A 26,801-nucleotide genomic window follows, 5' to 3' on the forward strand; every position below is an offset into this window, starting at 1 on the left:
GCAGCCCGTGATCTCGGCGCTGCTGTGGCTGCTGGTCGCTGCGCCGGCCGCGGTGGGAGTCGTTGTGTTGATCTCCCGCCGCGACGATCGGTGGGTGAACGTGATCTCTTTGGCCAGCATGCTCGGGTGCGTCGCTGTGTCGGTCGTGGTGGCCGTCGCGCGGCCGTCGGTGCAAGTGGCGTTCATGGCGGGCGCGCCATTGGGTCTTCGGGTCGACGCGCTCGCCGCGACCGTGCTGCCGGCGGTCACCACCGCGACGTTGCTGGTGCTGATGTTTTCTGCCGGGAGCATCCGCCAGGCGCGGAGCAGATTTCACGGGTTGATGCTGGTGTTCGCCGCGGCCGCCATTCTGACGGTGACCGCCGCGACGCTGCCCACGTTGCTGCTGGGTTGGGAGATGATGGGGGCGGCGTCCTATGCCCTGATCGGGTTTTGGTGGCGCGAGCAATACCGCGTCTCCGATGGGCTCACCGCGTTCGTGACCACCCGCACCGCCGATCTGGGTTTGTATCTGGCCGCGGGTGCCGCGCTGGCCGGCGGCGCTGGGATGGCGCTGAACAGTTTCGCCGATGCCCAGGGTGGGTGGCGCGATGTAATGGCGTTCGGCGTGCTCGTGGCGGCGCTCGGCAAGGCGGCGCAGCTGCCGTTCTCCTTTTGGCTGTCGCGGGCGATGTCGGGTCCCAGTCCTGTTAGCGCCCTGCTGCATTCGGCGGCGATGGTGGCGATGGGCGGATTCTTGTTGTTGCGGACGCAACCCTTGCTGGCCGCCACCGGCTGGGCGGCGACCGCGGCGGCATGGGTGGGCGTTATCACCGCAGTGATGCTCGGCGCCGTCGCGGTCGCCCAGCGCGACATCAAACAGCTGCTCGCCGCGTCCACCGCAGCGCAGCTGGGATTCGTGGTGATGGCCGCCGGGGTGGCCGCCGTCGGCGGGGGCGCCGCGCACCTGGTGGCGCACGCCGCCACCAAGGCCGGTTTGTTCCTCGCCGCGGGCGCTTGGTTGTCGCTGTTGGGCACCCAGCGTCTGGACGACTTGCACGGTGTGGCGCGGCGCTGGCGGGTGGTGGGGTGGTCGGCGACGATCGCGGCACTGACGTTGGCGGGGATCGCGCCGCTGTCGTTGTGGGCTACCAAGGATGCGGTGTTGGCCGCTGCCGCGCAGCACTCCCCCGTGTTGTACGGCCTGGGACTACTGGCCTCGGCGCTGTCGGCGGCGTATGCGGCGAAGATGCTGGTGGTGATGTGGGCTTTGCCCTCGACCGAGGAGACCGCCGGGCCGCCGACCGCGGCGGCCCGACCCGTCCCACGACGGCTCACCGGTCTCGAAAAGGCGCCTCTTGTGGTTCTCGCAGCAGGGGCGGTGGTAGCGGGAGTGCTGGCCCTGCCACCGGTTGGGTCCATCATTGGGCGTGCCCTCGACGGCGAGCAGCCGATCAGTCATCCCGGCGTGGCCGAGCTGCTCGGTTCGGCCGTCCTTGCGCTGATCGTGGTGGCGGTGGTGGCACGCTGGGGCGTGCCCGAACCTCGCTGGGCCGCATCCTGGTTGGGGCTGCAACGCGCGGCGAATGTGCTGGTGGTTGCCCCGACAATGGCTGCCGCCCGGGTGGCAGCCCGATTCGATGACAAGGTGCTCGATCGGGTGGTCGACGCCGGGGCGATCGCGGTGTTGCGCGCGGCGGGTCGGGCCGCTCGCATCGACATCGGTGGTGTGGACAGCGCGGTGGAAGCGGTAGCCGCGCGAGTGGGACGGTTCGCTCAGCTGACGCGCCGACCGCAAACCGGCCAGCTGCATCACTATTACTTGGCCGCCGGAGTGCTATTGGTCGCCGGCTTCGTACTCATCGTGACGGCGAGGTGACCTGATGCTCAGTGTGATCGTGTTCCTGCCGCTAGCCGCTGCGCTGGTGCTACTGGCCGCATCCCGGCTAGCCGGCCGCACCGCCAACGTGATGTGGGTGGTGGTCACGTCAATCGACCTGGTGCTCATTGTCGGGGTTTGGGCGCGCTACGACGCGCCGGCGCCGAACGAGCTGGCGTTCGAGGAGCAGGTCCCCTGGATTCCCGGCGTCAACAGCAGCTACCACATCGGCGTCGATGGTCTATCGCTGCCGCTGGTGGTGATGACGGCGGTGATCTTCCTGGCCTGCGCGATCTACGGGCTGCGCAACGAGGACCGGCCCCGGCTGCAGGCCGCGTTGTTCTTGTTCCTGCAAAGCGTCAGCCTTGGGTTGTTCGTCGCCGCAGATCTGATCTTGTTCTTCGTCTTCTTCGATTTGTCGATCGTGGCGATGTACTTCGTCATCACCGGCTGGGGACACGGCGACGCGACCCGCTCGGCGCTGAAGTTCTTCCTCTACACATTCCTGGGATCGCTGGCGCTACTGGTGGGCTTTATCGGCCTCTACATCGCCGCCGACCCGCACACCTTCGACATGGTCGAGCTGGCGGCGACCACACCGTTGGCGCGCAGCCCGCTGGCGGGCAGCCTGGTGCTGGCCGCGATCCTGCTCGGATTGGCGGTCAAGACACCCACCGTCCCCTTCCACACGTGGCTGCCGCCGGCGCACACCGATGCGCCCGCCGTCGGGTCGGCGGTGCTCGCCGGGGTGCTGCTGAAAATGGGCACCTACGGGTTCGTGCGAATCGCAATGCCGATGCTGCCGCAGGCATGGCGCGAGTGGGCGTGGCCCATCATCGCCGTCGGGGTCGTATCGGTGATCTACGGGGCGCTGGTCGCGCTGGCCCAAAACGACCTCAAACGCATGATCGCCTACACCTCGGTCAACCACATGGGCTACATCGTGATGGCCGTCGGCGCTGCCGGGCTGACCGCGGCGGGCACCGCCGACGCGCGGGAGGTCGCGGTAGTCGGTGCGGTCACCCAGATGGTCAGCCACGGCCTGATCACGGCCGCCCTGTTTCTGCTCGCCGGGGTGTTCTACGACCGGGCGGGCAGCTATGACATGGACTCCTACGGCGGACTGGCCGGCCCGGCGCCCAAACTCGCCGCGCTGTTCGCCGTGGGCGCGTTCGCCTCACTGGGATTGCCGGGGTTTTCCGGTTTCATCGCCGAATTCCAGATCTTCGCCGGCAGCATCGCCGCCTCTCCGGTCACGGCGCTGGCTCTGCCCGGCATCCTGATCACCGCCGCGCTGTTTCTGCGCGCGCTGCAACGCGTCTTCACCGGTCCCACGCGTGGGCATGCTGTCGACTTCACTGACCTGCGGGTCCCTGAGACCGCTTCGGTGTCAATCCTTCTCGTGCTCAGCGTGGCCATCGGCCTACTGCCCAGACCGCTGCTGGACCTCATCGAACCCGCCGCGACAGCGCTGGTCGCGCTCGTCGGGAGATAATCCGTGAATCCCGAGGCGGCGATGCGGCCACTGCTAATGGGGCCGGAGATGCTCATGTTCGGCGCCGGTCTGGTGGCGCTGATCGCGGGATCGTTTCTGCCCCGGCAGCGGCAGTGGTGGGTCGGCGTCATGGCGGCCGCGGTGCAGGTCGGTGTTATCGGCGTCGCAGTGGTGCAGATGGTCGGCCCGGATCAGATGGCTTTCGAGGGCGCGTTTTCCGTCGACACCGCCACCGGTGTAGCACGGATCGCCTGTGCAGCCGGATTGTTGTTGATATGGGCGGTGGCCGGCGCTGAGATGCGGTCCTCGCCGCGGGAAGCCGAAACATATGCGCTGCTGATGTTTTCGAGCACCGGGGTCCTGGTGCTGGCAGGCGCAGACGACCTGTTGTTGCTGGTGGCCGGCTACTTCCTGGCCAGCATCCCGCTCTACGGTCTCATCGGGTTGAGCCGCTCGGCCGCCGCGGCCGAGGCCGCCATGAAGGCCTATCTGATGGGCGCATTGTTCGGGATCCTGCTGATGCTCGGCGTCACGGTTCTCTACGGCCTCACCGGCGCGACGCGCTACCCGCAGCTGGCGATGGTCCTGGGCGGCGCTCCGACGATAGCGGTCGCCGCCGGAGTGGTCGGTGTGCTGGCGGGCCTGATGTTCGAGGCCGGTGGTGTGCCGGCGCACTTTTGGGTGCCTGACGCCGCGCAGGGCGCTAACGCCACGGCGGCGACGTATCTGACCACCATTCCCAAGATCGGGGCTCTGGTGGCGTTGTACCGCCTCACCACCGTGCTGCCCGACACCCTGGCGTGGCCGGTATTGATCGGCGTATTTGCCGTCGCCAGCATGACTTTGGGTAATCTAGCCGCCTATTGGCAACAGGACCCGCGTCGGCTGTTGGGATGGTCCACGGTCAGCCAGGTCGGCTATCTCCTGGTGCCGATCACCGTCGCGGCTAGCAGCGAGTTGGCGCTGCCCTCGCTGCTGTTCTATCTAGTCGGCTATACCGTCACCAACATTGCGGCGTTCGCGGTCACCGCGGCGCTGCCCGGGTGCCACGATCTCGATTCCTACCGCGGCTTGGCGGGAAGTCACCCGTGGCTGGCGGGGGCGCTGGTCGTGGCGCTGCTCGGTCTGGTGGGGACTCCGCCCACCGCGGTGTTCATCGGCAAGGTCACCACGGCCACCGCGGCCTGGGACGGCCGGTATGCATGGCTGGCCGTCATGGTGTTCGTCAACACATTGGTCAGCCTGTTCTACTACCTACGCTGGATCATCCCCGCCTTCGGGCGTCCCCACGAGACCGGCGATGCCGACAAACCGGCGGCCCAGCACTGGCCCACCCGCGCCGCGGTGTCGGCCGCCACGCTCAGCCTCCTTCTGGGCATCATCGCCGGACCGGTATGGCAACTAGTCACCTGACCCGCGTCGACACAGGGCGTTGCTCCGCGCCATGAGGCCACACAAAACGCGGAATCCTTGCAGGCGATCATCCACGTGGCGTCGCCAACCCGATTCCAGCGGACATCCGTTCGTCGGCTGTGCGAAGAGGGCGAATGACCACCCTGGTGGAATACCCACCAGGGGTATATTGTCTCTATGTGTGGTTACCCCGCCCGGGTATGCAAGGAGGCGCGTCATGTGCACAAGCAGGTGACTGTCGGTTGGCGCCTTCGCATGGCGAAAGGCGCTGTTAACACAGTCGTTGCTCACAGCTAGCAAGGAAGGCGTAATTCATGGCCACCAGCGAATATGAGGTCACAGGAATGACCTGCGGGCACTGCGAGATGTCGGTGCGTGAGGAAGTCGGCCAGATCGACGGTGTCGAGCAGGTCGACGTCAGTGCGGCTACCGGCAAGCTGGTCGTCACCAGCGCTAAGCCGGTCGACGACGCGGCTGTACTCGCCGCCGTCGACGAAGCTGGCTACACCGCGGCGCGCGTCGGATGACTTATCGCCGCTAAAAATCTTGGGACAGCCGAACCGCACGTTGGCGACCGTTGCCCGGACTTCTGACCGAACCTGAAAGGACATCCTCGACCATGACAGATCACCGTGCTGCCACCGGCACCAGCGACGATCACCACCGCGACGACCACGACCACGACACGGTGGATCCTGGCGTCGACGCCGCCGAGTGCCCGGTCATGCCTGGGCGGTTCGTGGCCAAGGCCAAAGCCGAAGCCAAGGGCTGGGTGCGCCAGTACGCTGGGCGTACCTACTGGTTGTGCTGCGCTGGATGCGTCCCCAAGTTCGACGCCGACCCAGCGAGATACGCTGCAGCATAAGCCAGCTATCGGCGATGGGTGGCTCGGCGCCCCGCGCGGGCGCGCGTGGCGAGAATCACCCATCGTCACAATTCCTGCGACAATGTCTCTGAACCTGCGACGCCCAGATATCCGGTGTTAAGCGCGGGCCCTTTTGTCCCGAACGTCAAATTCGGCCACACCACTGGGAGGAACACATGCCCACATCGGCAGCCGAAGGCAAACCCTCGGCGGCGCCGCCGCGACATGGCTACATCACTGACAAGGACCGCTACCTTGATCGTCTCAAGCGCATCGAAGGACAGGTGCGCGGCGTGCACCGCATGGTTGACGACGAGCAATATTGCATCGACATCCTCACCCAAGTCAGCGCCCTGACCCGGGCCTTGCAGGCAGTGGCGCTCGGCCTGCTCGACGACCACCTCAAACACTGCGTGCTCAACGCCGCGCATGCTGGCGGCGATGACGCCGACGCTAAGATCAAAGAGGCCACCGACGCCATCAATCGACTCGTGCGATCGTGAATCGCCGCATACCCTTCCCTCGACGGGCTAGCCCCGTGCGGTCATGACCTACCATCGCCGCGGCCGCTGGCCATCATCACGCCAGGCGCCCGAATACCGGCGATACGCCCAGGTTTCAGAGTCGACGAGAGCCGCATTGGGCTTTGGGCCATCTGCGCTGACTGCGGTCGTGCCAACCGAGGAATCGCGCCGATCGCAAGCACCAATCGACTAGCATCTGTGTACCAGAACCGTAGATCCGGGCGCGTGCCGTCAGCGCCGCAGTCCGCCGGTCCAGCGAACGGAGCGACGTGGGAAGGCTGCAAGCCATCGACCGCCAACTAGAACTGCTCAGCGCGGTTAGCGCGGCCATTCGCAGGCTCGGTGGCCGCCCCGACACCTCTTTGATAGATGAGCTTCTTGAGGAACGCTGGGAATGCCAATGGCAGCTAATGGGCTTGGCAGCCACGTTCACAGCTGGCCAAGGCGCCCGAGGCCTCGTGGCCCCGGTGGGCTCCTATCGATACAGACGTAGAGACGACTCAGACGCCCGGTGAAATACGAAAATGCCGACTCCTCATCCGCAGAAGCGCAGAAGGTCAGCGCCGGACGAGCTCACGGCCGCTTTGTTGCCACGCCTGCATTCCACCTGCTAACTCCACCACGTCGTGATACCCAAGGTCGGCCAAAGTGGTGGCGGCGATTGTGCTCATCCGTCCGGTGCGGCAGTAGACCGCCAGCGGAGTGTTGCGAACGGACGGTAGCCTGCCGATGCTGGTCTCGATTTGGTCGAACGGAATGCTGAGATCCGTGCCAGTGATGTCGCCTTCGTAGGGCACGTGCACATTGATGGTGACCCGCTCGGGCGCGGCAATCGCCTCCGCAAATTCGCTCGGTCCGACTGAGCGCGGTGCGTGTGGCACAGTGTCGGCCTGTTCTGCGGACGGCAGTGCCGCCGACGGCGTCAATTGTTCGGCGGGAGTAGAACACCCAGCCAAGGTCAGCACCGCACCGACGATGGCCACACGGGCGCAGAGATTACGGATCAACGACACCACCTGACTGAGCGTACTAAGTGTGATAGTAGATCAGAACTGGGCCATGACTCGGCATTGGCGGCGCTGACCTGGGATCAAAGCACACACGTGCAGGGTGGCCGTCCCCTGTACGCGAGACGAATCCCGCCTATACCCTGGCAGGGTATAGGATGCGGGAGAGGAGACTGGGATGAGTAACGAGGTCAAGCCGGAGCGGGCGCTGGTGCGCGTTGCCCGGCACCCTGCGGTGCGTGCGGCCGCCAAGTGCGCGCTGATGTGCGCGCTTGGCGCCAACACCAGGCGTCGGCGTGCTATGAAAAACGACCGCACCTGCTGCGCATAAGCGCTGGCCTTCATGGCGTACGGCCTCCCGCGGACCACGAGGTGTCCGGGCATCTGAAGCGACGAGGTCATGCCGGTTCAGTCGGCGACGCGTCGACACGGCTGGTAACACCGCTCGGCGCCGCGGCAAGCAGTGGCGCTGCGATGACACGATCGCCGCAGCCGTTGGGTGGTCCAGCAGTTGCCTTGGTGGCCAATATCTTTGATGACGGATCAGTGCATCAACGTGCGAGCGGCCCACATCGTCGGCACCCCACACTTTTCGCTAGGCACAAGGCGAGGCCGTCACGGGTTCGGCGAAGTGGATTCGACAGGGCGGGGTGGCGCCGACCCGGAAAAGACACCCCGCCCGCTGCTTTAGCAGGAAGCGTCGACGTACACGGTCTCGTACAGGACGCGCTCGACGAGCTGATCGCGCCGGTTCTGTCGAAACTCGGTGACCTCTCGGCCTGGGCGCACGCCGCTGATCGTGCACTTCTCCAACGGTGCTGACCCGACCTTGTTGAGGATCACTTTGTAGCCGTTTCCTTCCAGTCTGTTGATTGTGTCCTGGACCGAGCCGGGCCCGGTCGGTGCTGCAGCGGCCGGCTCTGTTGCGGCAATCATGGCTGTCGCGAGAGCTGAAAGTGCGATGGTCACCAGTGCGGATTTCTTCACGGTTGATCTCCCTTCGCGTACCAAGACGTTTTATGGTCGCGCTCAGTACGTAGCTAATGCGTATATGACTCTAGGGTACCTGCTTACAGACACATGCCAAGCCTTACGCGCCACGATTTGGTAACAGGTTAAAGCTTTGAGTTGCAGGGTCTTTCATGCAGGCAGCATCGGGCTAGTCCGCGTCTCAGCCCTGCACTCCAACTGGCGCGCCGGGCGCCGCTCAGCAAATGCCGGAGACGACCAAAGCGTTCCCAGCTCCGGCGATAACGGCGGGTGTTACCTCGAATCGCTAGCCCCGACTGAGAGCCGATTGGTCACCCTTGTCGTGCAAGTGCACGATGCACGGGCTTGGAGTCACATCTTGCGTTCGTCGACTCGAAATCTCATCATCGCGCCGCATCGGCCAGTGCTGTCCGGGGCACTAGATGCCCGCGGCGATCGAGTCGATGCAGCGCTAGTGCCGCCGCCAACCCAACCAAAGCCAATCCGGCCCAGAGCAATTCGTCGGCACCGGCATCACGAGCGGCCTGCATGAGTGCGCCGGTGGCCAGGTTGCCGGCCAGAATGCCGATTCCGACAATCGTGTTGTAAAAACCGTAGTGCGTAGCGACGAGGCGGTTGTCCGACAAGGACACCACTGTGTCCATCTCGAAGGGGAAGACGGCTGCCGATCCGACGGCCAGCAGCCCGGCCGAGACCAGCAACGCCACGACGGCGGCAACGGAACCGAAGCGCCCGCTGGTGGGGACAACGAGCAGCGGCAGGAACGAGGCAGAAAGAATGAGCATGCCGATCATCAGCGACCGTCCGGCACCCCAGCGGGCGGAGAACCATCGCGTGATGCGAAACTGCCCCGTGACAGCGACGGTCCCGGAGACGACGAACACTGCGGCAATCAGCATTGATTCATGTTGCGGAGCCAGCACGGCAGCATGCAGCGGCAAGGCCAGGTAGACCTGGAAGCTCAACACATAGGAGCCGATCATCGCGGCCGCAAACCACAGGAATGACCGGTTTCTCACCACGATGCGCCAGTCATCGAGTATCGCGGTCTTCTCGGCGGGCGGTTCGGCGCTGTGTTGCGGCAATGCGAAAAGCTGCACCACGGTCAGCATGGCAAACACTGCGGCCGCTACAGCGGCGACGATGCGAAAGTCCGTCACCATCAGGGCCAGTCCTGCCAGCGGGCCCGCCAGAATGCCCGCTTGATAAAACACGTTGAACATGGCGAATGCTTCGACCCTGCGCTCTTTGGAATCCGCAGCAAGGTAGGCGCGCACCGCAGGATTGAACAACGCTCCGGCGAAACCCGTGGCCGCCGAAGCGATCAAAACGGCGGGTAATGACTGTGCTACGACCAACAGCCCGAATCCAGCCGTGCGCAATAGGCAGCCGGCGACAATCAGCGGCTTGTAGCCAAGCCGGTCGGCCAGCGTACCGCCGACGATGAACATGCCCTGTTGGGAGAAGTTGCGCACGCCCAGAACCAGACCGACCGCCCAGGCCGCCAGACCCAGTGGCCCGGCTAGGTATCCGGCCAGGTAGGGCATCAGCATGTAGAAGCCCAAGTTGATGCCGAACTGATTGATCATCAGCATCCGGCTGGGCCATCCGAAGCTGGTGAACTGCCTGAGCCCAGCCACCATCAGTGCTCACTCCGCACTGGATCGACCACGTTGAGGCAGCGTGTCCATGAGCTGACCACCCGTTCGAATGGGTGAGCGACGATATCGGGCTCGTCGGGCGGTTGCCAACCGTAAAGATCGTGTTGGCGGCAGTAGTCGTCGTTGTAGATGGTGTCGAAGTAGCGTTGCGGCCCGTCGGGGAAGATGGCGGTGATCGTTGTGCCGACCGGGTGTGTTCTGGTCACCCAGCCAGAGACCAGCGCGACTGCGCCGACACTCCAACCGCCCGTGGCATAGTGTGTCGCCGCCAGTGTGCGGCAGCCCCACACGGCCTCAGCAGGAGCCACCCAATGCACCTCATCAAAGGCGTCGTAATCGACGTTCCGCGGGTAGATGCTCGAGCCCAGTCCCCGCATCAATCGGGTCGCCGCCGGCTGGCCGAAAATGGTCGAACCGACTGTATCCACACCGATCAATTTGAGATGGGGATTGAACTGACGTAGCACCCGTGCGACCCCGGCGGAGTGACCGCCGGTGCCGACAGAGCACACCAGCACGTCGATATCGCCGAGCTGGGCAATCAGCTCCAGCGCCAGGCCCTGGTAGGCCTCGACATTGTCGGGATTGTTGTACTGGTCGGGATACCAGGAGTGTGGGTGCACGGCGAGCAGCTCAGCGACTCGATCACGGCGCGCCTGCTGCCAGCCCCCTTCTGGATGGGGTTCGCTTACCACCTCGACTTCGGCGCCGTAGGCCGACAGCATGCGGTGCATGATCGGCTCCATTCCTGGGTCCGCGACCAGTGTCACGGGGTGGCCGTACACAGTACCCGCCAGGGCCAGCCCCAGACCGAGAGTGCCGCTGGTGGATTCCACGATCCGGGCCCCCGGTCGCAGATCGCCGCGGGCGCGACCCCGCTCCACCATGTGCATGGCGGGACGGTCTTTCATGCCGCCGGGATTGGATCCCTCGAGCTTGGCCCAGAAGCCGCGCTCATCGTCACTGAAGGGCGCCGATATCCGCAGCACAGGCGTGTGTCCCACCATGGTGGCCAGGCGGTGGTTTCGGCCCAACGTGCGATGGTGTGAAAAGTGCAGGTCGGTGGAATGGACGGATAGGACATGGTTCATATGAGTGTCGCTTCTGCTTGGAGCCGCGACTTGACTGCGCGGCAGCTGACGATGGGCAGCAGTGAGCGACCGGCCGTGCCGCCTGAGCGCGGTCGGTCTGGGCTGCCTAATCAGCGCCGTGAAATACAGAAGCGGGTCAGCAATTGGCGACCCGGTGCGACATGGCCGATGCCACGCGGCGGGCCGCGCACCGCCGCCCAAATCCCGTGACCGCCGTACAACCAGGCCGCGGCCACGGCAATGAACATGCCCAAAGCCACTAACAGGGTGGCGATCCGTGGCACCACGGCGGCGGAAAGAATCTCCGGCGACCACGCCACCGACTCTCGTAAGTGCGGGTGATCCATCACGGCAGCAAAGTCATCTGCCGTCGTCGTCACCAGCGCGTGAGGCGCGTGAGGCGGGTGATCATCGAGACCGCCCGACCACGGCAACGCCGCTTTACTGCCGACAAGCAGCACCCAAAAAACGACAGCCAGCGTTACCGCCGACCGCAGTCGCCTTCTCGTGGGAGCGTCGTGGTACCTCACAATGTCGCCCACTGTAGCAGCTTGTACGGCCATACTCCGTAGGTCCCTAAGTCGAGTCCGTGTTGTTATTCAGTCGCGATTCGACGGTTCAAACCAAACCACACCCATTGTGTGATGTGGATGACTGTCTCAGTGGGGCAGTTCTTTTCGCTGAATGAGCTCTGCCACACCACCTTGTCGGCCCGATAAGTGCAGCTCATGTGCTCTGCTATTCCAGATATTCAAACAACGCCCACATTGACGCCTTGCCGGCCCGCCGTCGCGTCCTAGGTTCAGTCGACGCTTATCACACTGGCATCAGCAACCACAAAAGTAACAGGGGGATCGGCTCGGCGCCGAGCCGATCCATGTGCCTCGGCAAGCTGTGTGAGTGTCTTCAAGCACCTCTGAACAGGGCAAGTCGTTAAACCTCACGGCACACTTCTGACCGGTAGATGCTGATCGTCGCGGTCAGGGCATCCGTGATTCAGCTAACTTATCCTCGGATCCGGTCCTCTGCGGTTGGGACATGTGGGTGGTGGCCGCCAGTCGGCCTGGTTGAGCGCGGTCGAAGGGAATGACTCTGGGTAAGGAATCCCGCCAGACACTGCCGCTTCGGCGCCCACTGCCGCTATGGACAGTCCACCCCTGCGGGCACTATCCGTTTGGATCACCGCCGCAGGCGGCTCACGCCGCCTCGATGGCATTCCCCCGTTGCTGTCATCATCGGTGGCACGATGGTGGCGATATCCCGGTGCCCTCGGGTATGGGTGCCAACCCTGTGCCGGTGCTCGGCGGTGCGCCGGTTGCGGCCCCGGCGGTAGGGATTGTTGGCGATGAGCAAGGTCGCCTGGCGCCCGCGTCGCTAACACCGCTGGCAGCTTGTCGATGAATTGTGGTCTCCTCGAAGGTCCAGGCCAGGCACTTGTACGACGCAATCCACTTTGTCGGCGCCGACTTTCCGTGGGAATTGGGCACTCTCCTGATCACGCGCACGGCCACGACTACCGCAACCAGCTGCCCGCCCACCACCATCGGACGCTCCGCACCATTCGGACGCGCCTGGCTTCCCCACTCGGACACCGGCGCGCTGTTGCTGGAGGCGGAAAGCCTTGTGGTTGCATGCTTTACGCGCTGGTCGACTACGGTCTCGATGCGGCCCCGCGCGCCGCTGGTGCTGTCACTGAGGGGACTCGTAGCATGGCAGAAGTCCAGAACCGCGGGAGACCATATGGGCTTCACCACTTCGTCGGCCGCTCGTCCAAGCAGGTGGCTCACCGTGTCGCTGGCGGCGCGGCAACCGGAGTCGGCAGTGTGGACGTGGTTGGCACTGGCCGGCTTACTCGGAGCCATGGTGCTCGCCACGCTCGGCGTCCCGCCAGTCGACATCCATGGTCCGCTGCATTACGCCGGAATCATGGATCCGTTCTGCGGCGCGACACGCGCGGTGTATCTGACCACGCACGGTCAATGGACGGCGGCGCTGAGCTACAACCCCGCCGCTCCCCTGCTGCTGATTGCGGCGGCCGGCTTGGTCTTGCGGGGCGCCGCGGGGTGGTGGACCGGACGCTGGGTGCACGTCCAGATGCCCCGCCGCTCAGTGATCGCGATCGCCGTGGTGGTTTTGATCGCGCTGCAGGTCCATCAGCAGTCCAACGTGGCGCTGCTGACAGCGCCATGGATGGGCGGCTGACCCGGGAGAACCGCGAACGGCGGCCACTGCTGGATGTAGGTCGGCCCAGCCAGCTTCGGGTCGACAGCCGTCGTTGAGCCCGGCGAAATGCCGCAATTGTCGGGATCTGCCGGCGAGCACTGCTGCCGAGCGCGCACGTGTCGTGCGCGCACATATCGCCGGTCAGCTGTCGAGCACGCGCTTCAGTGCGCGTAGCTGCTCAGTACTAGGCAAAATAGGGGACGCCGGTCTGTCAGATGAACTCGGCCGACATCAACGCAGGCTCGGCCGACCACACCGACCGGGCCTCTCCCACACCGCACTGCGCTGAGAGCGCCGTGGCGCAGACCTCGCCGACAGAGTGTGGCCTCTGCCTTACCGGCGAGATCCGTCGGTGTCCACGACGCGAAGGGTGGGAAACCGCAAACGCGCCGACAGCCACCTAGCCGCACACAAGGACCCCGGAAATACCGAGTATAAGTGTGCCCAGCGGCGCGATCGCCATCATCGCCGTAGCGCTCGTGAGCGCGGCTTGCGCACGCACGCGGACATGGTGGGCAGCCGGGATGGCAAGGCGCTCAGCACGGTTCAATACGGCGATATCGGCCGCGCCCAGCGCGGCGGCCGGCGCTCCCGCAGCCAGAGCCATCAGCCCGGCCAGTAGGGCAGCCTTGCCGTGCCGGCGCGCAGCAGCATCATCGGCGCACATTTCCAACAACCGCGATACCTCGGTGGCACCACGCGTCATCAGTCCCAGCCAGGAAAAAACCAACGCCAAGCCGCGCAGCGCCGTGAGAATTCTGGGGTGGCGGCCATCAAGGTGAGCTCGCTCGTGTGCGAGCACCGCTGCTAGCTCCCGCTTTCCTAGAGCTCCTACGGCCGCGGTGGTGACGACTATCGCGGGAGGCTTTCCTCCCACGCAATACGCAGTGCGTTCGGGGGCGTCGACGACATACACGTCGCGTTCGCCGGTCGGCCGGCCCACCAGCCGAACAGCTTCTGCGTGCCCGGAGGCATGCTCACGTAGCCGCCTAAGGACGCGCACGAACCGGATACCGATAACAGCGACGGCGCCCACCACGGCAGCCGCTGAAGCCAGCAGGATCATTTGTGGTGCTGTACCTGCCTTACCCGCAGCGAGATCGCACAGGAACCTGACGCAAGACACAACGAAAGAGCCGCCTTCGTGCCAGTGCGCGACCACATCGACAATCACGAGCACCACAACTGTCAGCCAGCTCAGCAAGACACTGGCGATTGCGATCAACCACGCCGCGACTCCGCATCTGGGAGCGTGCCCGCCACGGGTGAGAAAAACCAACACCGGTGGCCCTGCCACGATCACCGCCAGGCTGTAGAGCAGCAGGCACGCCGCGACGTTCACCGTTTCTTGGCCCTGCTCGATCGCCTTGCCAGTCGCCGCAATGCTTCCCTGAGCCGCTCGGATTCCGTGGGGCCGATCTGCTCGATGAAGTAGCTCAGTACCAGTTCTGAGCGGCCTCCACCGTCGAGCGCGTCACGCATCAACTGGGCGCTGTGTTCTTCACGGGTCATGGTGGCCCAATACCGGTAGGCCCGGCCATCGCGTTCGCGCTCCAGCCACCCCTTGGTGAACAGGTTATCCATGGTGGACATCACCGTGGTGTAGGCAATACGACGCTCGGTCGAAAGCTCTTCGAAAATGTCGCGCACCGTTACCATCTCGGGATCGTGATTCCATACGCGATCCATCACGACGGCTTCCAGCTCGCCGAATCCTCGTACACGCACCGTTTAGCCTCCAGGAATGTCGTTGCAGAGCCTACCTGGTGCAGCCTGTTAGGCCATGCTGTGACCCGCAGATGGCGGCGTGAACGTGTCCGGGTTTGGCGAAACGGCCATCGCACGTCGGCCCGAGAGGGTGGCGCCGAAAATCCTGTCACACAAGCATCGGCTAGCTCTGCACAATCACCGGGTCGCCAACCTTGACAGTGTTGAAATACCATTCGGCGTTCTCCGGGCTGAGATTGATACAGCCATGGCTGACATTGGCCGAGCCCTGCGAACCGACCGACCAGGGCGCCGAATGCACGTAGACACCGCCCCACGTCACTCGCACGGCGTACTCCCCGTCGATCAGGTAGCCCTCGGGGTCGTCGAGCGGAATCCCAATCGTGCGGGAATCAAAGACCACACTGCGCTGCTTCTCCAGCACCTTGAACGTCCCCACCGGGGTGTCAAAGCCGGGCTTACCAAGCGACGCCGGCATTTCGCGCACGACTTGGTCGTCGATACTCACCGTAAACGTGTAGGCCGAGATATCGGCCACAGCCACCACCGCCGCTCCGGTACTGAATTCGGTCTTCAAGCCCCCGACTGCAACCGTCACCGTCGAATACGCGGGCCAGAAGCCCCGCGGAACCCACTCCACGAGACGATCTGTCAGCCAGGTGAACTGACCCTTCACCGGTCGCGACGCCGACACCGTGATGCTGCGTTCGGCTGCGGCGCGGTCGTCAACTGAGCGACCGAATCCCACCAGCACTGGGTGAGCAACGCCTACCACCTGACCAGGCGCCGGACTTAGCATCTCCACTGAGGGGTCCACGCCCCATGCTTTGGCCGACCCAGACCCCACCGGCGGTGGCGCCAGCACCACCGCCGCAGCCGCCAGGGCCACCGTCAGCAGCCCCCGAAGAGTGCCGTGCACGAAGCCTCCCTTCACCGCAATGCGAATCTAAAATCATCTTACGTATCTACTACGTGCACCGTTGGTCAGCGCGTGCACAGCCTGCTACGGCAATGGACTCCAGCTTCCGCGGCTGCGGCGACGTCGCGCCATCGAACCGCTCTGGCGTGGTCCCGCAAGCGCGGGCGCGGCCAATGCCGCGCGTCTTGGCCTGTCGCTTGACTCGCGGATCGCATGACATCGCGCCACTGAGCGACGCGATCTCAACGACGCCGGTCCCACGCCGATCAAGACCAGGCTGTCTTAATCGCGGCGAGTGTCGATGTCACACAGTGTGGTGACGGTGCGACGTCAGCCGGCCGTGCAGGACACTAGCCCTGTCAGAGCGGCAAAGGTCAGCAGCGTGGTCATGCCCAGAATTAGCGCTGCGCCCCAGGCCGCGTTGAGTCCGGCGAAGCGGCCCACAGATGAATGCCTGCCCGCCAGCCGAGCCAGCCGCAGCTGGGTGCAGTCGCTGGCGATGCCCAGCGCGGTCGCCGGCGCGGGCGCGCTCTGCAGCGTCTTCAACGCGCGGTGCAGACCGAGGTGGCCGTGGGAGCGGGCAGCATGTGCGTCGGCGTCCAACTCGACCCATGCGCGCACCAATGACGGAGAGTGACGCATCAGCGGCAGCCATCCCAATCCGGCTGCGGCGGCTTGGGCGACGGCGATCATCAGGTGATGATGCCGGCGTAGGTGGGCGCGCTCATGGGCTTCGACGGCGCTAACCGCGGCACTGTCGAGGCACTGCCGCAGTCCAGTGCTCATCACGACCAGCGGCGGGCTACCAGCCAGGCTGTAGGCCAGCGGCTCGCCGGCAGGCAGCCACAGCACCGCGCCGGCGTGCGGGCCGCGGCCGGTCAGCAACCAGGCAAGCTCGACGTGTTTGGCATGCAAGCGACGTCGATGCCGGCCGGTGCGGCTCAGCTGCCAACCTCCGCGAATGCCGGCGATGCTCAACGCGGCAGCACTGAGGATTCCTGCGACGGTGTCCACTTGTCCGGGCGGATCATTGTGCAGGGCGAGCCAACACCGGTGCAGTAGTACGGCCAGCCCCGGCAGCGCGACTGCCGCGAGCGTGACACACGCCAGCAGTCCCCACGAGACCAACAGCACTGCCGCGTCGGTACCGCGCCGGGTCAACGCCCGCAAGATCGGTGGCGCGAGGATACCGATGGCGATTCCGCCGACGGTCCACCACAGCACCGCGGTCACCGCCGCCGACCCCGTTGCTTCAACCCGCGGCTCAAGGCCCGCGTCTCCGCAGTGGTGGCGCTGCGCGCGAAGTGCAACAGGGCCGCAGCGGGGCCGCCGCTGTCCGCCAGTAGCTCGCGCAACGCGTCGGTGGCCGCCTGAATGCGGTCTCGGGTGGCTTGGTAGCGGTAGGCGCGACCGTCGAGCTCACGGCTCAACCAGCCCTTGCGGTATAGGTTATCCATGACCGTCATCACGGTCGTATAGGCGAGCTGGCGGGCCGGTTCGAGTTGATCGAGAACGTCGCGGACTCGCACCACATCGTCGGCGCCAGAACACCTCCATAATCGCGGCTTTAATTCGCCCAGCCCGGGTGAGGGGCGTCCCTGAGGCGATGGTGTGCGCTGCGATGTCCGCCTGGTTGTCTTGCGGGCCGTCATCGTTGGTGCGTTTCGCCGAGGGCGGAGGCGACTGACTTCTGGACTTGGTCGACGTCGCGGAAGACGACCATCGGCAGTCGGCGCACAGATCCGTCGGTACCGACAAGGTAGCTCAGCGGCAGCAGTTGGGGTGCTCCCAACGCGCCGGCCACCTCATCGGCGTCGGTGAACGATGGATAGCCGATGCGCAGGTCGCGGACCAGGGCAGCAGCAGAGGACGACCGGTCGCGCACGTTGACGCCAATGACCTGCACGGCGCCGGTGACGTTGTTGTAGGCGTCGAGCACCGGCATTTCCTCACGACAGGGTGCACACCAGGAAGCCCACAGATTCAGTAGCGTCGGCGTACCGAACACGGCCGTGCCGACATCCACGGGCTGCGCGGATCCTAGACAGCGGGCCATCACCCCGGAAAGTGTCGGCACCGCAGACGCCCCGCGGTTCGGGGCGGGGCATGGCGCGGCGCCGGCCTCGGCCGCAGCTGTCTGTGCGAACTTCACCTCGCCGATCGACAGCCGCTGTGTCGCCGGCACAGATACCGGATCGTGACTGACAACGGCACCAGCGATAGCGGCCGCCACAGCAACCAGCAAGACAAAGAGCCGACGCCGCACCGTTAGATGTCACGCTCCGGCGCGGCAAGCACCATGGCGGTGGTCGGCAACAGCGCGTCGTCGTCGCGAACGGGCCAGGACAGCGATGTCGTCAGCTGTCGCCACAATGCCCAACCCAGAAGTGCAAGCGAAGCGGCCCCGATCAGTGGCTGAAGCGGCGCCCACAGGGTAAGGGCCCCAGTGACCCCGAAAGTGGCCACCACGAGCTTGTTGCACACCGGGCAGCCCACCGCCAGCACAGATCCGACGTTGGCCACGATAGCGGTCCGCCCAGCAGAGAAGGACCCTGCTGTCCGGTGACGGACATAGGTGGCGACCAGGACTCCACTGAGTACCGCGGTGAGAACCCACACCGCATAGCTCCACCACGGCGCCGGGGTCATGCGCACGAAAACGGGGTTGGGCAGCAGCGAACTGGGCACCCCCGTGAGCAGCGCGACGATGGTTGCGGCCATAACTGCCACGGTCACCTGCCGAAATTGCATCCGGCGCAGCATCGCATGATCACCATCCTGAACGCTCAGCGAGAACATCAACAGCTTAGTACTAATTGCCATAGTAGATAGTCCGGTCGGCAAGCCTCCGCCCCCGCCGACCCTGGATTCACCAACGGGCGCATCCCCCGGGTATGGCAGCCAGGCAGTCGAATACGTGATCCGCCGGACCACGTCGCAGCTGGGTGTGCCCTATTCCTGGGGCGGCGGCAACGCCGGCGGTCCCTCCCGCGGTATCGACCAGGGCGCCAACACCGTCGGATTTCGACTGCTCCGGGCTGATCCTGTACGCCTTCGCCGGAGTGTGCATCAAACTGGAGCACTACTCCGGGACGCAGCACAACTCCGGACGCAAGATCCCCTCCTCACAAATGCAACGCGGCGATCTGAACTTCTACGGGCCCAATGCAAGCCAGCATGAGGCGATGTATCTCGGCAACGGGCAGATGATCGAAGCGCCCTACACCGGGTCGGTCGTTGAGATCTCGCCGGTACGTACCAGCGGCATGATGCTCTACGTCACCCGGCTCATCGAGTACTGACACCCTCAGGTGGCCAGGCCGTCTTATCCCCTTCGCCGCCGCGCGTGGCTGTGAGGTGCCACCACCAGGCTGGTACCGAGGGGCGGTCAGCCGATGTAGTTGAGGCTGGTCATCATCCCGGCTTCCTGGTGATAGGTGTTGTGGCAGTGCAGCATCCATTCGCCGGGGTTGTCGGCGACGAACGACACGCGCAGCTGCTGCATGGGCAGCACGATCACGGTGTCCTTGCGTGCGCCGGGACGCCCGTTGGTGGTGAGCACCTCGAAGGTGTGGCCGTGCAGATGCATGGGATGCCACATCATCGAGGTGTTCTTGAACGAAAGCGTGACGCGTTGCCCCTCACGAACTTCCAATGGCCGGGTGTTGGCGAACCGCAGACCGTTGATCGTCCAGTCGTAGAGCATCATCGACCCGCCTAGATCGGCCGGCAGCTCCACGTCGGCGCGCGCAGCCGGCAACGCCGCACCCGGCGCAGCGCCGAACATGTCAATGGTGCCGACACGACCCCGCAGCTCCGCAGGCGCATAGTCGGCGGGCGGTGGTGAACCCGCCCCGCTGACCAACAGTGCCCGTGCCGACGCGTTCTTTCCTTCCGCGGCCGCGACGAGCGGGAAGACGCCATCGCCCGCGGTGACCACCACGTCGTAGCGTTCCCCCATCCCGATCAGCACCGCGTCAACGTCGGTGGGCACGACCGAAAAGCCGTCGGTGTGGGTCACCGTCAATTTGTGCCCGGCCAACGCGACCCGAAAGGCAGTGTCCGAGCCGGCGTTGATCAGCCGAATCCGCACACGCTGACCAGGCTTGACACGAAACCTGCTGGCGGCCTGCGGAATACGCCCGTTGATCAGATAGTACGGGTAACTGACATCTCCGGCGTCGCCACCGAGCAGTGTGCTGCTGCCCGCTCCCCCAACCCCCGGAACGGTTCCCGTTCCGGACATGCCGGGCATGTCGCCCATCCCGGGCATGTCGTGTCCGCCCATTGAATTGCGAAGCCCGTCATAGATCTGGGCCGGGCTCGATCCGACGCCGTCGGTCCAGTCGTCGAGCATGACCACCCACTCGGCGTCATAGCTGCCCGGGTCGTTGGGGTCGTCGACGATGACGGGGAAGTACAAGCCCGTGTCAGCGTCCAGTCCAGTGTGCGGATGAGCCCAGTAGGTGCCTGGATATGGAACGGAGAACCGGTAGGTGAAATCACGGCCGGCGGCAATGTCCGGTGTGGCCGGCGACGCGCCATCCATGTCGTTGCGCAGCGCGATGCCATGCCAGTGCACCGACGTGGTGCGGTCGAGCCGGTTGCGCACGGTGACGGCCAGTTCGTCACCCACCGACGCACGCACCAACGGGCCCGGAACCGTGCCGTTATACGAGACCGTCTCCGCCACCGTGCCGCCGAGATCTACACCCGTGCGATCCGCGGTGAGCGTGGCCGACACGGTACGCCCGCTGTGCGGGCGGCGTGCCTCCGCGCCGGCAACCGCGTTATTAGGCACGACGACGCTGCTGCCGCGCGAGCACGCAGCCAGAGTCGCCCCGGCCGCCACCGTTGCGGCAAGAAAGCTTCGCCGACTCCACTGCCCGCGCACGTCAGCCATGACCCGCACGCCCCTGTCGCGACTCATCTTGTCCGGGTTTGTCGCCGCGCACACCCCGATCGGAGGTGACGACTCGGCGACTTTGGCGACCGCCCGCTGCGCCGAACAACGTCGCCGTGGCGACAACGACGAGCCCCCAACACAAGACCAGTACACCGGTGAGCGCCAGCCAGAGCTGCCAGTCCCCGGCGGCGTCGAACGCCACGGGCGCCCATCCCATACTCATAGCGGCCTCCTTCGCTGACCAGCATGCGAGCCGCAAGCCGCCGAAACGATAAGGGTCGTGTGAAGGTTCGTTGAAGAATGCCGCGGGCCATCACCGCGCAGCGGTGACCCGGCACCATGAACTCCATGAGCAACACATCAGTGCCCTCGGGTGAGGATGGACGAGGCTACCGGGCGCTCGTGGTCGATGACGAGGCCGCGCTGGCTGAGGTGGTGGCCAGCTACCTCAATCGCGAGCACTTCACCACCCGCATCGTCGACAACGGTCCCGATGCGGTGGCCGTGGCCCGCGACTTCGACCCCGACGTGGTGATCCTCGACCTCGGGCTGCCCGGCATGGACGGGTTCGAAGTGTGCCGCCAGCTGCGCACCTTCTCCGACGCCTACGTGGTCATGCTCACAGCCCGCGACACCGAAATGGACACCATCGTGGGACTCACTGTCGGCGCCGACGATTACGTCGCCAAACCCTTCAGCCCACGCGAACTGGTGGCACGCATCCGCGCGATGCTTCGGCGCCCGCGCGCCACCCCCGAGCGCGAAACCGACCGCGGCGGCGACGTACCGGCCCCGCTGTCGTTTGGGCCGTTGCGTATCGACGTGGCGGCGCGGGAAGTATCTCTGGATGATGAACCTATCCTGTTGACCCGCACCGAATTTGACATACTCGTCGCCCTGTCGGCGCGCCCGGGCGTGGTAATGAGCCGCCGGCAGCTGCTGGAGACCGTGCGCGAGGGACCCTGGGTCGGTAACGAACACCTCGTTGATGTCCATATCGGCCATGTGCGACGCAAGCTGGGCGACGACCCGGCTGCACCGCGCTACGTCATCACCGTTCGCGGTGTCGGATACCGTATGGGAAGCGGGCAGTGATGGCCACGCCGAAGCGTCGGCGGCCCGGCATCGGTATGCGGCTGCTGATCGCTCAAACCATGGTGCTGCTGGCCGGCGCCATCACCACCTGGGTGGTTGCCGCAATCGTGGGGCCCCCGCTGTTTCGTGAACACCTACACCAAGCCGGCGTGGCTGCCGGTTCCGCCGAAGAGTTCCACGCCGACCAGGCCTATCAGTACGCCACCGCGCTATCGGTCGGCGGCGCGGTTGCCGTCTCGGCGTTGGTCGCGTTCGCGGTCAGCTGGTACGTCAGCCGCAGATTTCAGCGCTCCATCACTGAAGTGGCGTCGGCGGCCACAGCGGTCGCCGAGGGCCGCTACGGGATCCGGGTATCACCGCCGCACCTCGGTGAGGACTTCGACTCGCTGGCGCAAGCTTTCAACCAAATGGCAGCCCAGCTGCAGGCCGTCGACACCAGCCGGCGGCAGCTGTTCGCCGATCTCGCCCACGAACTACGCACCCCTATATCGGTCTTGCAGGCCTACACCGAGGCCATCGAGGACGGCGTGCGCTCGCTGACTTCCGACATCACCGCGATGCTGCGCGACCAGATCCAGCGACTGGTCCGCTTCGCCGAGGACGTCGCCGGCCTGGCGCAGGTTGAGGAAAGCGCGACGTCGCTGGCGTTCGCCGACATCGACGTCGCCGGGCTGATCGCCAAGACCGCGGCCGCCCTCCGCGAGCGCTATGGTGCCAAGCAGGTGTCGCTGGCGACGCATCTGCCTTCGGCCCAGCTGCCGCCGCTGTGGGGCGATGAACAGCGACTGGCCCAGGTAATGACGAACCTCCTCGACAATGCGCTACGGCATACCCCGCCGCACGGGCGGGTCGAGGTGCATGCCGACACCGATGGCCCTCGACTCGTGCTGCACGTCACCGACACCGGCGAAGGCATCGCCGCCGAGCACTTGCCACACGTGTTCGAACGGCTGTACCGCGCTGACGCAGCCCGCACCCGCGACCACGGGGGCTCCGGGCTGGGGTTGGCCATCGCCAAGACGCTCGTTGAGGCACACGGTGGCCACATCAGCGCAAGCAGTCACGGCCCGGGCACCGGGACCACGTTTACAATTGCAGTTCCGCTGCGGCGCAGTACGGCTGCACCGCACACCGGCGCGCTGGAGCGCGCACCCTGAACGCGCACACAGCCGCGCGAGCTAGGCCAGGCGAAGCTTTCACAACTGCAGCAGCGCTCTACGGCGCCGTGTGCACGCTTCTCGCGGTCAACGGCGCTGATCGGCGCCGTGTCGAGCAGCGCCCGCGCCGAAGCGTTGTCAGTGTAGGAAGGACAGCACACCGGCACGGGGAAAGTTCTCGTCCCGGCCCGGGCCCGGCCCTACAGCGATCCGAGAAGCTGTTGCATCGCGTCGATTTCTTGCTGCTGCGAGGCGCTAATCTTGCGTGCGAGCTCGATTGCGGGCGTGAACTGACCGCTGTCGACCTCGGTCTGCGACATCGCGATTGCGCCTCTGTGGTGCTCGATCATCTGTGTCAGGAATAATCGGCTGGCCTCGACACCTTGAGCGTCACGCAGCGCGGCCATGTCCTGTGCAGACATCATGCCCTCACCGCTCATGTCTCCCATGTCGTGGCCCGGCATGCCAGGCATGCCACTGCCCGGCGATGTCGTCGTCGTGGACATGCCCCAGTCGGCCAGCCAGCCCTGGAGTTGTTGGATTTCGGGGCCCTGGTCCGCCTTGATTTGGTTGGCCAGCGACACAACCCGGGGATCGATGCCTTGCTTGGCCAGCAGCATGTCGGTCATCTCGATCGCCTGCTGGTGGTGGGGGATCATGCCCTGCGCGAACGCGACGTCCGCGTCGTTGTGGGACGGCGCCGCAGTGTCACCTCCCGCTGGTGCTGACGGTGACGGCGTCGCGGCCGCCGTGGTCGTCATCGACGCCATGTCCTGCTCGCCTTGCGGATTGTCGTTGCTACAGGCGCTCAAAATCACCGTGGCCGCGACCGCAGCGGCGGCGAAGGTAACTAGCCGCTTAGGGTGCACACCGATTCCTTTCGTAGTCATGAAAATTGATGTTTTGTCCCTGTGGACGATCCGCGGGGCGTAACCGCATCGCCTTGATACCTGGCTGCGGGCTGTCCACTCTTGCGCTACCAGCGTGGAGCCAAGACTTAAGGGTCGGCTCGATTTTCGATGAAGAATCGGTAAAGACCACTGGCCACGTCGGACTTCGGCCCAGACAAGCCCATCGCGCTGGGCAGGGTACAAGCGATCCTTCCGGCGGTTGGCATATACCCAACACCACGGCAGACGGAGCGACGGGCCGGCCGTGGCCGGTCCCGCCGACTACCGACCGACTTCGCCGGCTCCTCCCTTGGGCGCAGCCGCGATACTCTATGCAGCGCCGGCGGCACCGCATCGGTTCCGGCGACTGGCTCTTCTCATTCCTCCCGTGGCGTGGGAGCCAGGCCCCGACCAGCTCCGCCAGTGGTACCTCGACACGGCTGATCTCATCGACGACCTCGGCGCCGCCGCGTGGCGTCGACAGTAGGTGGAGGCGGCGCCGCTACCGATTTTCGCCGAGTATCCGCACGCGAAGTTCACTCCGGACGTTGACGATGCTGTGGTGTTTCAGCGCTGCGCGGAGTGGGGCAATCCGACCTGCCTGAACCGGCGAAACTCGCCGCATTGTCGCATCCCACTCTGATCCTTGCGTGGGACATCGATCCGCTGCATTCAGTGTCTACCGCAGAGCGACTGGCGCAGTTGATCCCCGACTCGACAATGCACATCCCGGCAGCGTCGATGACGTCAAGACATGGACTCAGCGCACCGCCGACTTCTTCCCCGGTTGACTATCGCGCTGCTAGTAGCGGCGCGCATTGTGGATTGGAGCGTTCGCAATGGGCGCTACCTTCACCGGTGTGCCGTAGGTCGAGGCGTGCACCATCATCCCGTCACCGATATAGATGCCGGCATGAGAGACATCGGAGTAGAACGTCACGATGTCACCAGGTTGCAGGTCTGAGATCGCGACCGGTTGACCTCCCTGGGCCAGCGCCTGACTCGACCGCGGCAGGGACTTACCGTTCTGCAGAAAGGCCCATTTGATGAGTCCCGAGCAGTCGAAGGCATTCGGCCCGGTCGCGCCCCACGAGTAGGGCGAGCCCACCCGCGACAACGCTGCCTGCACCACAGCAGTTCCCTCACCGCCAGGCGCCGCCGGCGGCACGGCGTTCTGGACGGGCGGCTGACCGGGCATGGCGACAATCGCCAGGTCAGCTGGTACCGGTGCTGCCGGCAGTTGCGGGGGCGGCGGACCGGGATCGGCCAAGACGGTGCGCTGATCGGGAGTCAAAGCGTCGTACTGCGCCTTCACCGCGGCGATCTGGCGCTGCAGGTCGCTTTGCTTGGACTGCAGCTGCGCGCGGACCGCGGCCGCCTGCTCCGCCGCGGCACGGGCCGCTTCGGCCGATGCCGCTGACGCCTTGGCCGCCAACACGGCCCGCTCGTCGGCCTTCTGAAAAGCCCGCATCCGGTCGGTCATCTCAGTGGCCATCGCCTGCTCGAGCGCCAGCTGATCAATCAGCTGTTGCGGAGAATCGGCGGTCAACATCGCTGATACACCATCTGGCCGGCCACCCATATACATGGTGGCCGCAACCTTGTCGACGGCGCCCTGATACTCAGTCAGCTCAGCCTTGGCCGATTTCAGCACCGCCTCGTCGGCGGCCTTGCGCTCCTCGGCAGCCCGCTGGGCAGCCAATCTGGCGTCGAGCTCCATTTGCGCCGAATGCATCGCCTCAGTCGTCTGTTCGGCCGTGCGGGACAACTCGTTTAGCCTGGCTAGCGCGTCGGCGGCTGGATCTGCGCTCACATCGCCAGTCACCATCGAACCCAAGAAAGCCAGAGAGACAAAAGCCCCGGCAAGCGCACGCCCACACCGCCGACCCATGCGCTCTACATGGTCCAGTGACAAAGCAACGATCCTCTACAGCGGCAAGCCGAAGTCCGGTGAAAGTACGTAGGTCTCGAATAGGTTACGAAACGGCATCAAACTTGTCCATGCAATGGTCAGAATTCGGGTTACGCACCCCGCGGCGTAGCGGGTTTCAGACGATGTGATGTACAGCAGGCCCCCAACCCGGTGCCGGACGTTCGACGATCTTCGCCGCCGCTGTAGGCCCGCTTGCCTTCTACCAGTCAGTCATCCCTGCTCACGGCGCGAGCCTTCGGTCCGCCATCAATACGCAGCAGCCACAATGACATCGTCTGCCACCGTCTACGACACGGCCGGGAGAGACGACGGGTTTGTCGGCGCGATCAGCATCTTGCGACGCCGCTTCAGCAGTTACCGCGCGGCACACCCAAAGAGCCAGGGCAAGATCTCGACCGTAGCCCTTGGATCATCCGCGTACAGGCGCCTCAAGTGGGTATGGGTTCTCGAGCGCGGCTATCGCTTCGACCTACGGCGCTTTGACCGCCATTGAGACCTGTACTTGTAAACGAAGGAGAACACCTATGAACCGGCCGTACGTCAGGTTCGGTATCACGATGGCAGCGAGCCTCATCCTGATGTTCGTGCTGACGATGTCGATGATCAGGACTATCGATCACTTCTATTTCAACTTGAGCAACTTCTACATGGCGCTGATCATGGTGGCCGCGATGGGAGTCGTCATGCTTATTGTGATGGCGGGGATGTTCGGGAACACCCGGCTCAACATAGCTATGTACACGGCGCTGGCAGTGATGTTTCTAGGTGCGTTCGCCTTGGGACGCACGGAGACATTCGTCGGTAACGAGCAATTCCTGAAATCAATGATTCCGCATCACTCGCGCGCAATCCTGGTATGTCAGGAATCGAAAATCACCGATCCTGAGATCATCGCCTTGTGCGACAAGATCGTGCGCAGTCAGCAAGCAGAGATCGAAGAAATGAAGCGGATCCTCGACCGCTACTGATGTATGCCGCAACTTCTCGTCATCTTGTGTTCGCAAGTCCGGCTGCTGAGTGGAGTCGCAGAGCCGGCCGCTGCAGGA

The 26,801-nt window shown here is 65.0% G+C and carries 26 protein-coding genes and 1 pseudogene; 11 read left to right on the top strand and 16 right to left on the bottom strand.

The window, feature by feature from the left end:
• Nucleotides 1-118: 118 nt before the first annotated feature.
• The 6 genes from A5790_RS23775 to A5790_RS23800 all read left to right on the top strand — a co-directional run bounded on the left by A5790_RS23775 (nt 119) and on the right by A5790_RS23800 (nt 6,134).
• A complete protein-coding gene (locus tag A5790_RS23775) occupies nt 119-1,858 on the top strand; it encodes a proton-conducting transporter membrane subunit (protein WP_231987887.1) in 1,740 nt (579 codons plus the stop codon).
• Nucleotides 1,859-1,862: 4 nt separating this feature from the next.
• Nucleotides 1,863-3,353 (top strand): NuoM family protein, encoded by a 1,491-nt coding sequence (locus tag A5790_RS23780; protein WP_064412541.1) that lies wholly within the window; start codon nt 1,863-1,865, stop codon nt 3,351-3,353.
• Nucleotides 3,354-3,374: 21 nt separating this feature from the next.
• Nucleotides 3,375-4,766, top strand: coding sequence for an NADH-quinone oxidoreductase subunit N (locus tag A5790_RS23785; protein WP_064412663.1), 1,392 nt, complete (start codon nt 3,375-3,377; stop codon nt 4,764-4,766).
• Between the two features lie 314 nt (nt 4,767-5,080).
• Nucleotides 5,081-5,293 (top strand): heavy-metal-associated domain-containing protein, encoded by a 213-nt coding sequence (locus A5790_RS23790; RefSeq protein ID WP_064412540.1) that lies wholly within the window; start codon nt 5,081-5,083, stop codon nt 5,291-5,293.
• Between the two features lie 92 nt (nt 5,294-5,385).
• Nucleotides 5,386-5,631: a YHS domain-containing protein gene (locus tag A5790_RS23795; protein WP_064412539.1), complete on the top strand. Its 246-nt coding sequence runs from the start codon at nt 5,386-5,388 to the stop codon at nt 5,629-5,631.
• A 176-nt stretch (nt 5,632-5,807) separates the two neighbouring features.
• Complete coding sequence (locus A5790_RS23800) at nt 5,808-6,134, top strand: metal-sensitive transcriptional regulator (protein ID WP_064412538.1); 327 nt, start codon at nt 5,808-5,810, stop codon at nt 6,132-6,134.
• Between the two features lie 578 nt (nt 6,135-6,712).
• Here the strand turns inward: A5790_RS23800 and A5790_RS23805 are convergent.
• The 5 genes from A5790_RS23805 to A5790_RS23825 form a co-directional block, all read right to left on the bottom strand.
• A complete protein-coding gene (locus tag A5790_RS23805; protein ID WP_231987880.1) occupies nt 6,713-7,171 on the bottom strand; it encodes a rhodanese-like domain-containing protein in 459 nt (152 codons plus the stop codon).
• Between the two features lie 678 nt (nt 7,172-7,849).
• Nucleotides 7,850-8,149 (bottom strand): hypothetical protein, encoded by a 300-nt coding sequence (locus tag A5790_RS23810; RefSeq protein ID WP_064412537.1) that lies wholly within the window; start codon nt 8,147-8,149, stop codon nt 7,850-7,852.
• A 386-nt stretch (nt 8,150-8,535) separates the two neighbouring features.
• Entirely contained in the window at nt 8,536-9,795 is a 1,260-nt protein-coding gene (locus A5790_RS23815; RefSeq protein WP_064412536.1) for an MFS transporter, read from the bottom strand.
• Nucleotides 9,795-10,904 (bottom strand): PLP-dependent cysteine synthase family protein, encoded by a 1,110-nt coding sequence (locus A5790_RS23820; protein WP_064412535.1) that lies wholly within the window; start codon nt 10,902-10,904, stop codon nt 9,795-9,797. The genes A5790_RS23815 and A5790_RS23820 overlap by 1 nt, the downstream gene beginning before the upstream one ends.
• 110 nt (nt 10,905-11,014) lie before the next feature.
• Entirely contained in the window at nt 11,015-11,446 is a 432-nt protein-coding gene (locus A5790_RS23825; RefSeq protein ID WP_231987881.1) for a hypothetical protein, read from the bottom strand.
• A 1,246-nt stretch (nt 11,447-12,692) separates the two neighbouring features.
• On the opposite strand from A5790_RS23825, the gene A5790_RS23830 reads away from it, so the two are divergent.
• The gene (locus A5790_RS23830; RefSeq protein WP_231987882.1) at nt 12,693-13,106 is read left to right on the top strand and encodes a DUF2752 domain-containing protein; all 414 of its coding nucleotides are present in this window, start codon (nt 12,693-12,695) and stop codon (nt 13,104-13,106) included.
• 421 nt (nt 13,107-13,527) lie between these two features.
• Here the strand turns inward: A5790_RS23830 and A5790_RS23835 are convergent, their stop codons facing one another.
• The 7 genes from A5790_RS23835 to A5790_RS23865 form a co-directional block, all read right to left on the bottom strand.
• A complete protein-coding gene (locus A5790_RS23835; protein WP_064412532.1) occupies nt 13,528-14,469 on the bottom strand; it encodes a M56 family metallopeptidase in 942 nt (313 codons plus the stop codon).
• Entirely contained in the window at nt 14,466-14,855 is a 390-nt protein-coding gene (locus A5790_RS23840) for a BlaI/MecI/CopY family transcriptional regulator (protein WP_064412531.1), read from the bottom strand. The genes A5790_RS23835 and A5790_RS23840 overlap by 4 nt, the downstream gene beginning before the upstream one ends.
• A 163-nt stretch (nt 14,856-15,018) precedes the next feature.
• Nucleotides 15,019-15,801: a L,D-transpeptidase family protein gene (locus tag A5790_RS23845; RefSeq protein WP_082681039.1), complete on the bottom strand. Its 783-nt coding sequence runs from the start codon at nt 15,799-15,801 to the stop codon at nt 15,019-15,021.
• A gap of 303 nt (nt 15,802-16,104) precedes the next feature.
• Entirely contained in the window at nt 16,105-17,007 is a 903-nt protein-coding gene (locus tag A5790_RS23850) for a M56 family metallopeptidase (RefSeq protein ID WP_231987884.1), read from the bottom strand.
• Nucleotides 17,004-17,426, bottom strand: coding sequence for a BlaI/MecI/CopY family transcriptional regulator (locus tag A5790_RS23855; protein WP_064412530.1), 423 nt, complete (start codon nt 17,424-17,426; stop codon nt 17,004-17,006). The genes A5790_RS23850 and A5790_RS23855 overlap by 4 nt, the downstream gene beginning before the upstream one ends.
• Nucleotides 17,423-17,959, bottom strand: a complete 537-nt coding sequence (locus A5790_RS23860; RefSeq protein WP_231987885.1) for a TlpA disulfide reductase family protein — start codon at nt 17,957-17,959, stop codon at nt 17,423-17,425. Before A5790_RS23860 ends, A5790_RS23855 begins: the two co-directional genes overlap by 4 nt.
• An 83-nt stretch (nt 17,960-18,042) precedes the next feature.
• On the bottom strand, nt 18,043-18,510 hold the full coding sequence (locus tag A5790_RS23865; RefSeq protein WP_328586879.1) for a hypothetical protein: 468 nt from the start codon (nt 18,508-18,510) through the stop codon (nt 18,043-18,045).
• A gap of 117 nt (nt 18,511-18,627) precedes the next feature.
• On the opposite strand from A5790_RS23865, the pseudogene A5790_RS23870 reads away from it, so the two are divergent.
• Nucleotides 18,628-19,076: pseudogene (locus A5790_RS23870) on the top strand (NlpC/P60 family protein); the annotation flags it as partial.
• Between the two features lie 86 nt (nt 19,077-19,162).
• Here the strand turns inward: A5790_RS23870 and A5790_RS23875 are convergent.
• Together A5790_RS23875 and A5790_RS23880 are read right to left on the bottom strand one after the other, a co-directional pair.
• Complete coding sequence (locus A5790_RS23875; protein WP_064416757.1) at nt 19,163-20,677, bottom strand: multicopper oxidase family protein; 1,515 nt, start codon at nt 20,675-20,677, stop codon at nt 19,163-19,165.
• Complete coding sequence (locus tag A5790_RS23880; RefSeq protein WP_064415691.1) at nt 20,670-20,903, bottom strand: hypothetical protein; 234 nt, start codon at nt 20,901-20,903, stop codon at nt 20,670-20,672. The genes A5790_RS23875 and A5790_RS23880 overlap by 8 nt, the downstream gene beginning before the upstream one ends.
• A gap of 116 nt (nt 20,904-21,019) precedes the next feature.
• On the opposite strand from A5790_RS23880, the gene A5790_RS23885 reads away from it, so the two are divergent.
• Together A5790_RS23885 and A5790_RS23890 are read left to right on the top strand one after the other, a co-directional pair.
• Nucleotides 21,020-21,775, top strand: coding sequence for a response regulator transcription factor (locus tag A5790_RS23885; RefSeq protein ID WP_064415690.1), 756 nt, complete (start codon nt 21,020-21,022; stop codon nt 21,773-21,775).
• Nucleotides 21,775-22,932, top strand: a complete 1,158-nt coding sequence (locus tag A5790_RS23890) for a cell wall metabolism sensor histidine kinase WalK (RefSeq protein WP_064415694.1) — start codon at nt 21,775-21,777, stop codon at nt 22,930-22,932. Before A5790_RS23885 ends, A5790_RS23890 begins: the two co-directional genes overlap by 1 nt.
• 200 nt (nt 22,933-23,132) lie before the next feature.
• Here A5790_RS23890 and A5790_RS23895 read toward each other — a convergent pair whose 3' ends face one another.
• Entirely contained in the window at nt 23,133-23,801 is a 669-nt protein-coding gene (locus A5790_RS23895; RefSeq protein ID WP_064415689.1) for a DUF305 domain-containing protein, read from the bottom strand.
• Between the two features lie 823 nt (nt 23,802-24,624).
• Entirely contained in the window at nt 24,625-25,737 is a 1,113-nt protein-coding gene (gene ripC / locus A5790_RS23900; protein ID WP_369829814.1) for a peptidoglycan hydrolase RipC, read from the bottom strand.
• Nucleotides 25,738-26,279: 542 nt separating this feature from the next.
• On the opposite strand from ripC, the gene A5790_RS23910 reads away from it, so the two are divergent.
• Entirely contained in the window at nt 26,280-26,723 is a 444-nt protein-coding gene (locus A5790_RS23910; RefSeq protein WP_064415687.1) for a DUF305 domain-containing protein, read from the top strand.
• Nucleotides 26,724-26,801: the final 78 nt, after the last annotated feature.

This window comes from Mycobacterium sp. 852002-51152_SCH6134967, from assembly GCF_001667105.1.
Classification (GTDB): domain Bacteria; phylum Actinomycetota; class Actinomycetes; order Mycobacteriales; family Mycobacteriaceae; genus Mycobacterium; species Mycobacterium neumannii_A.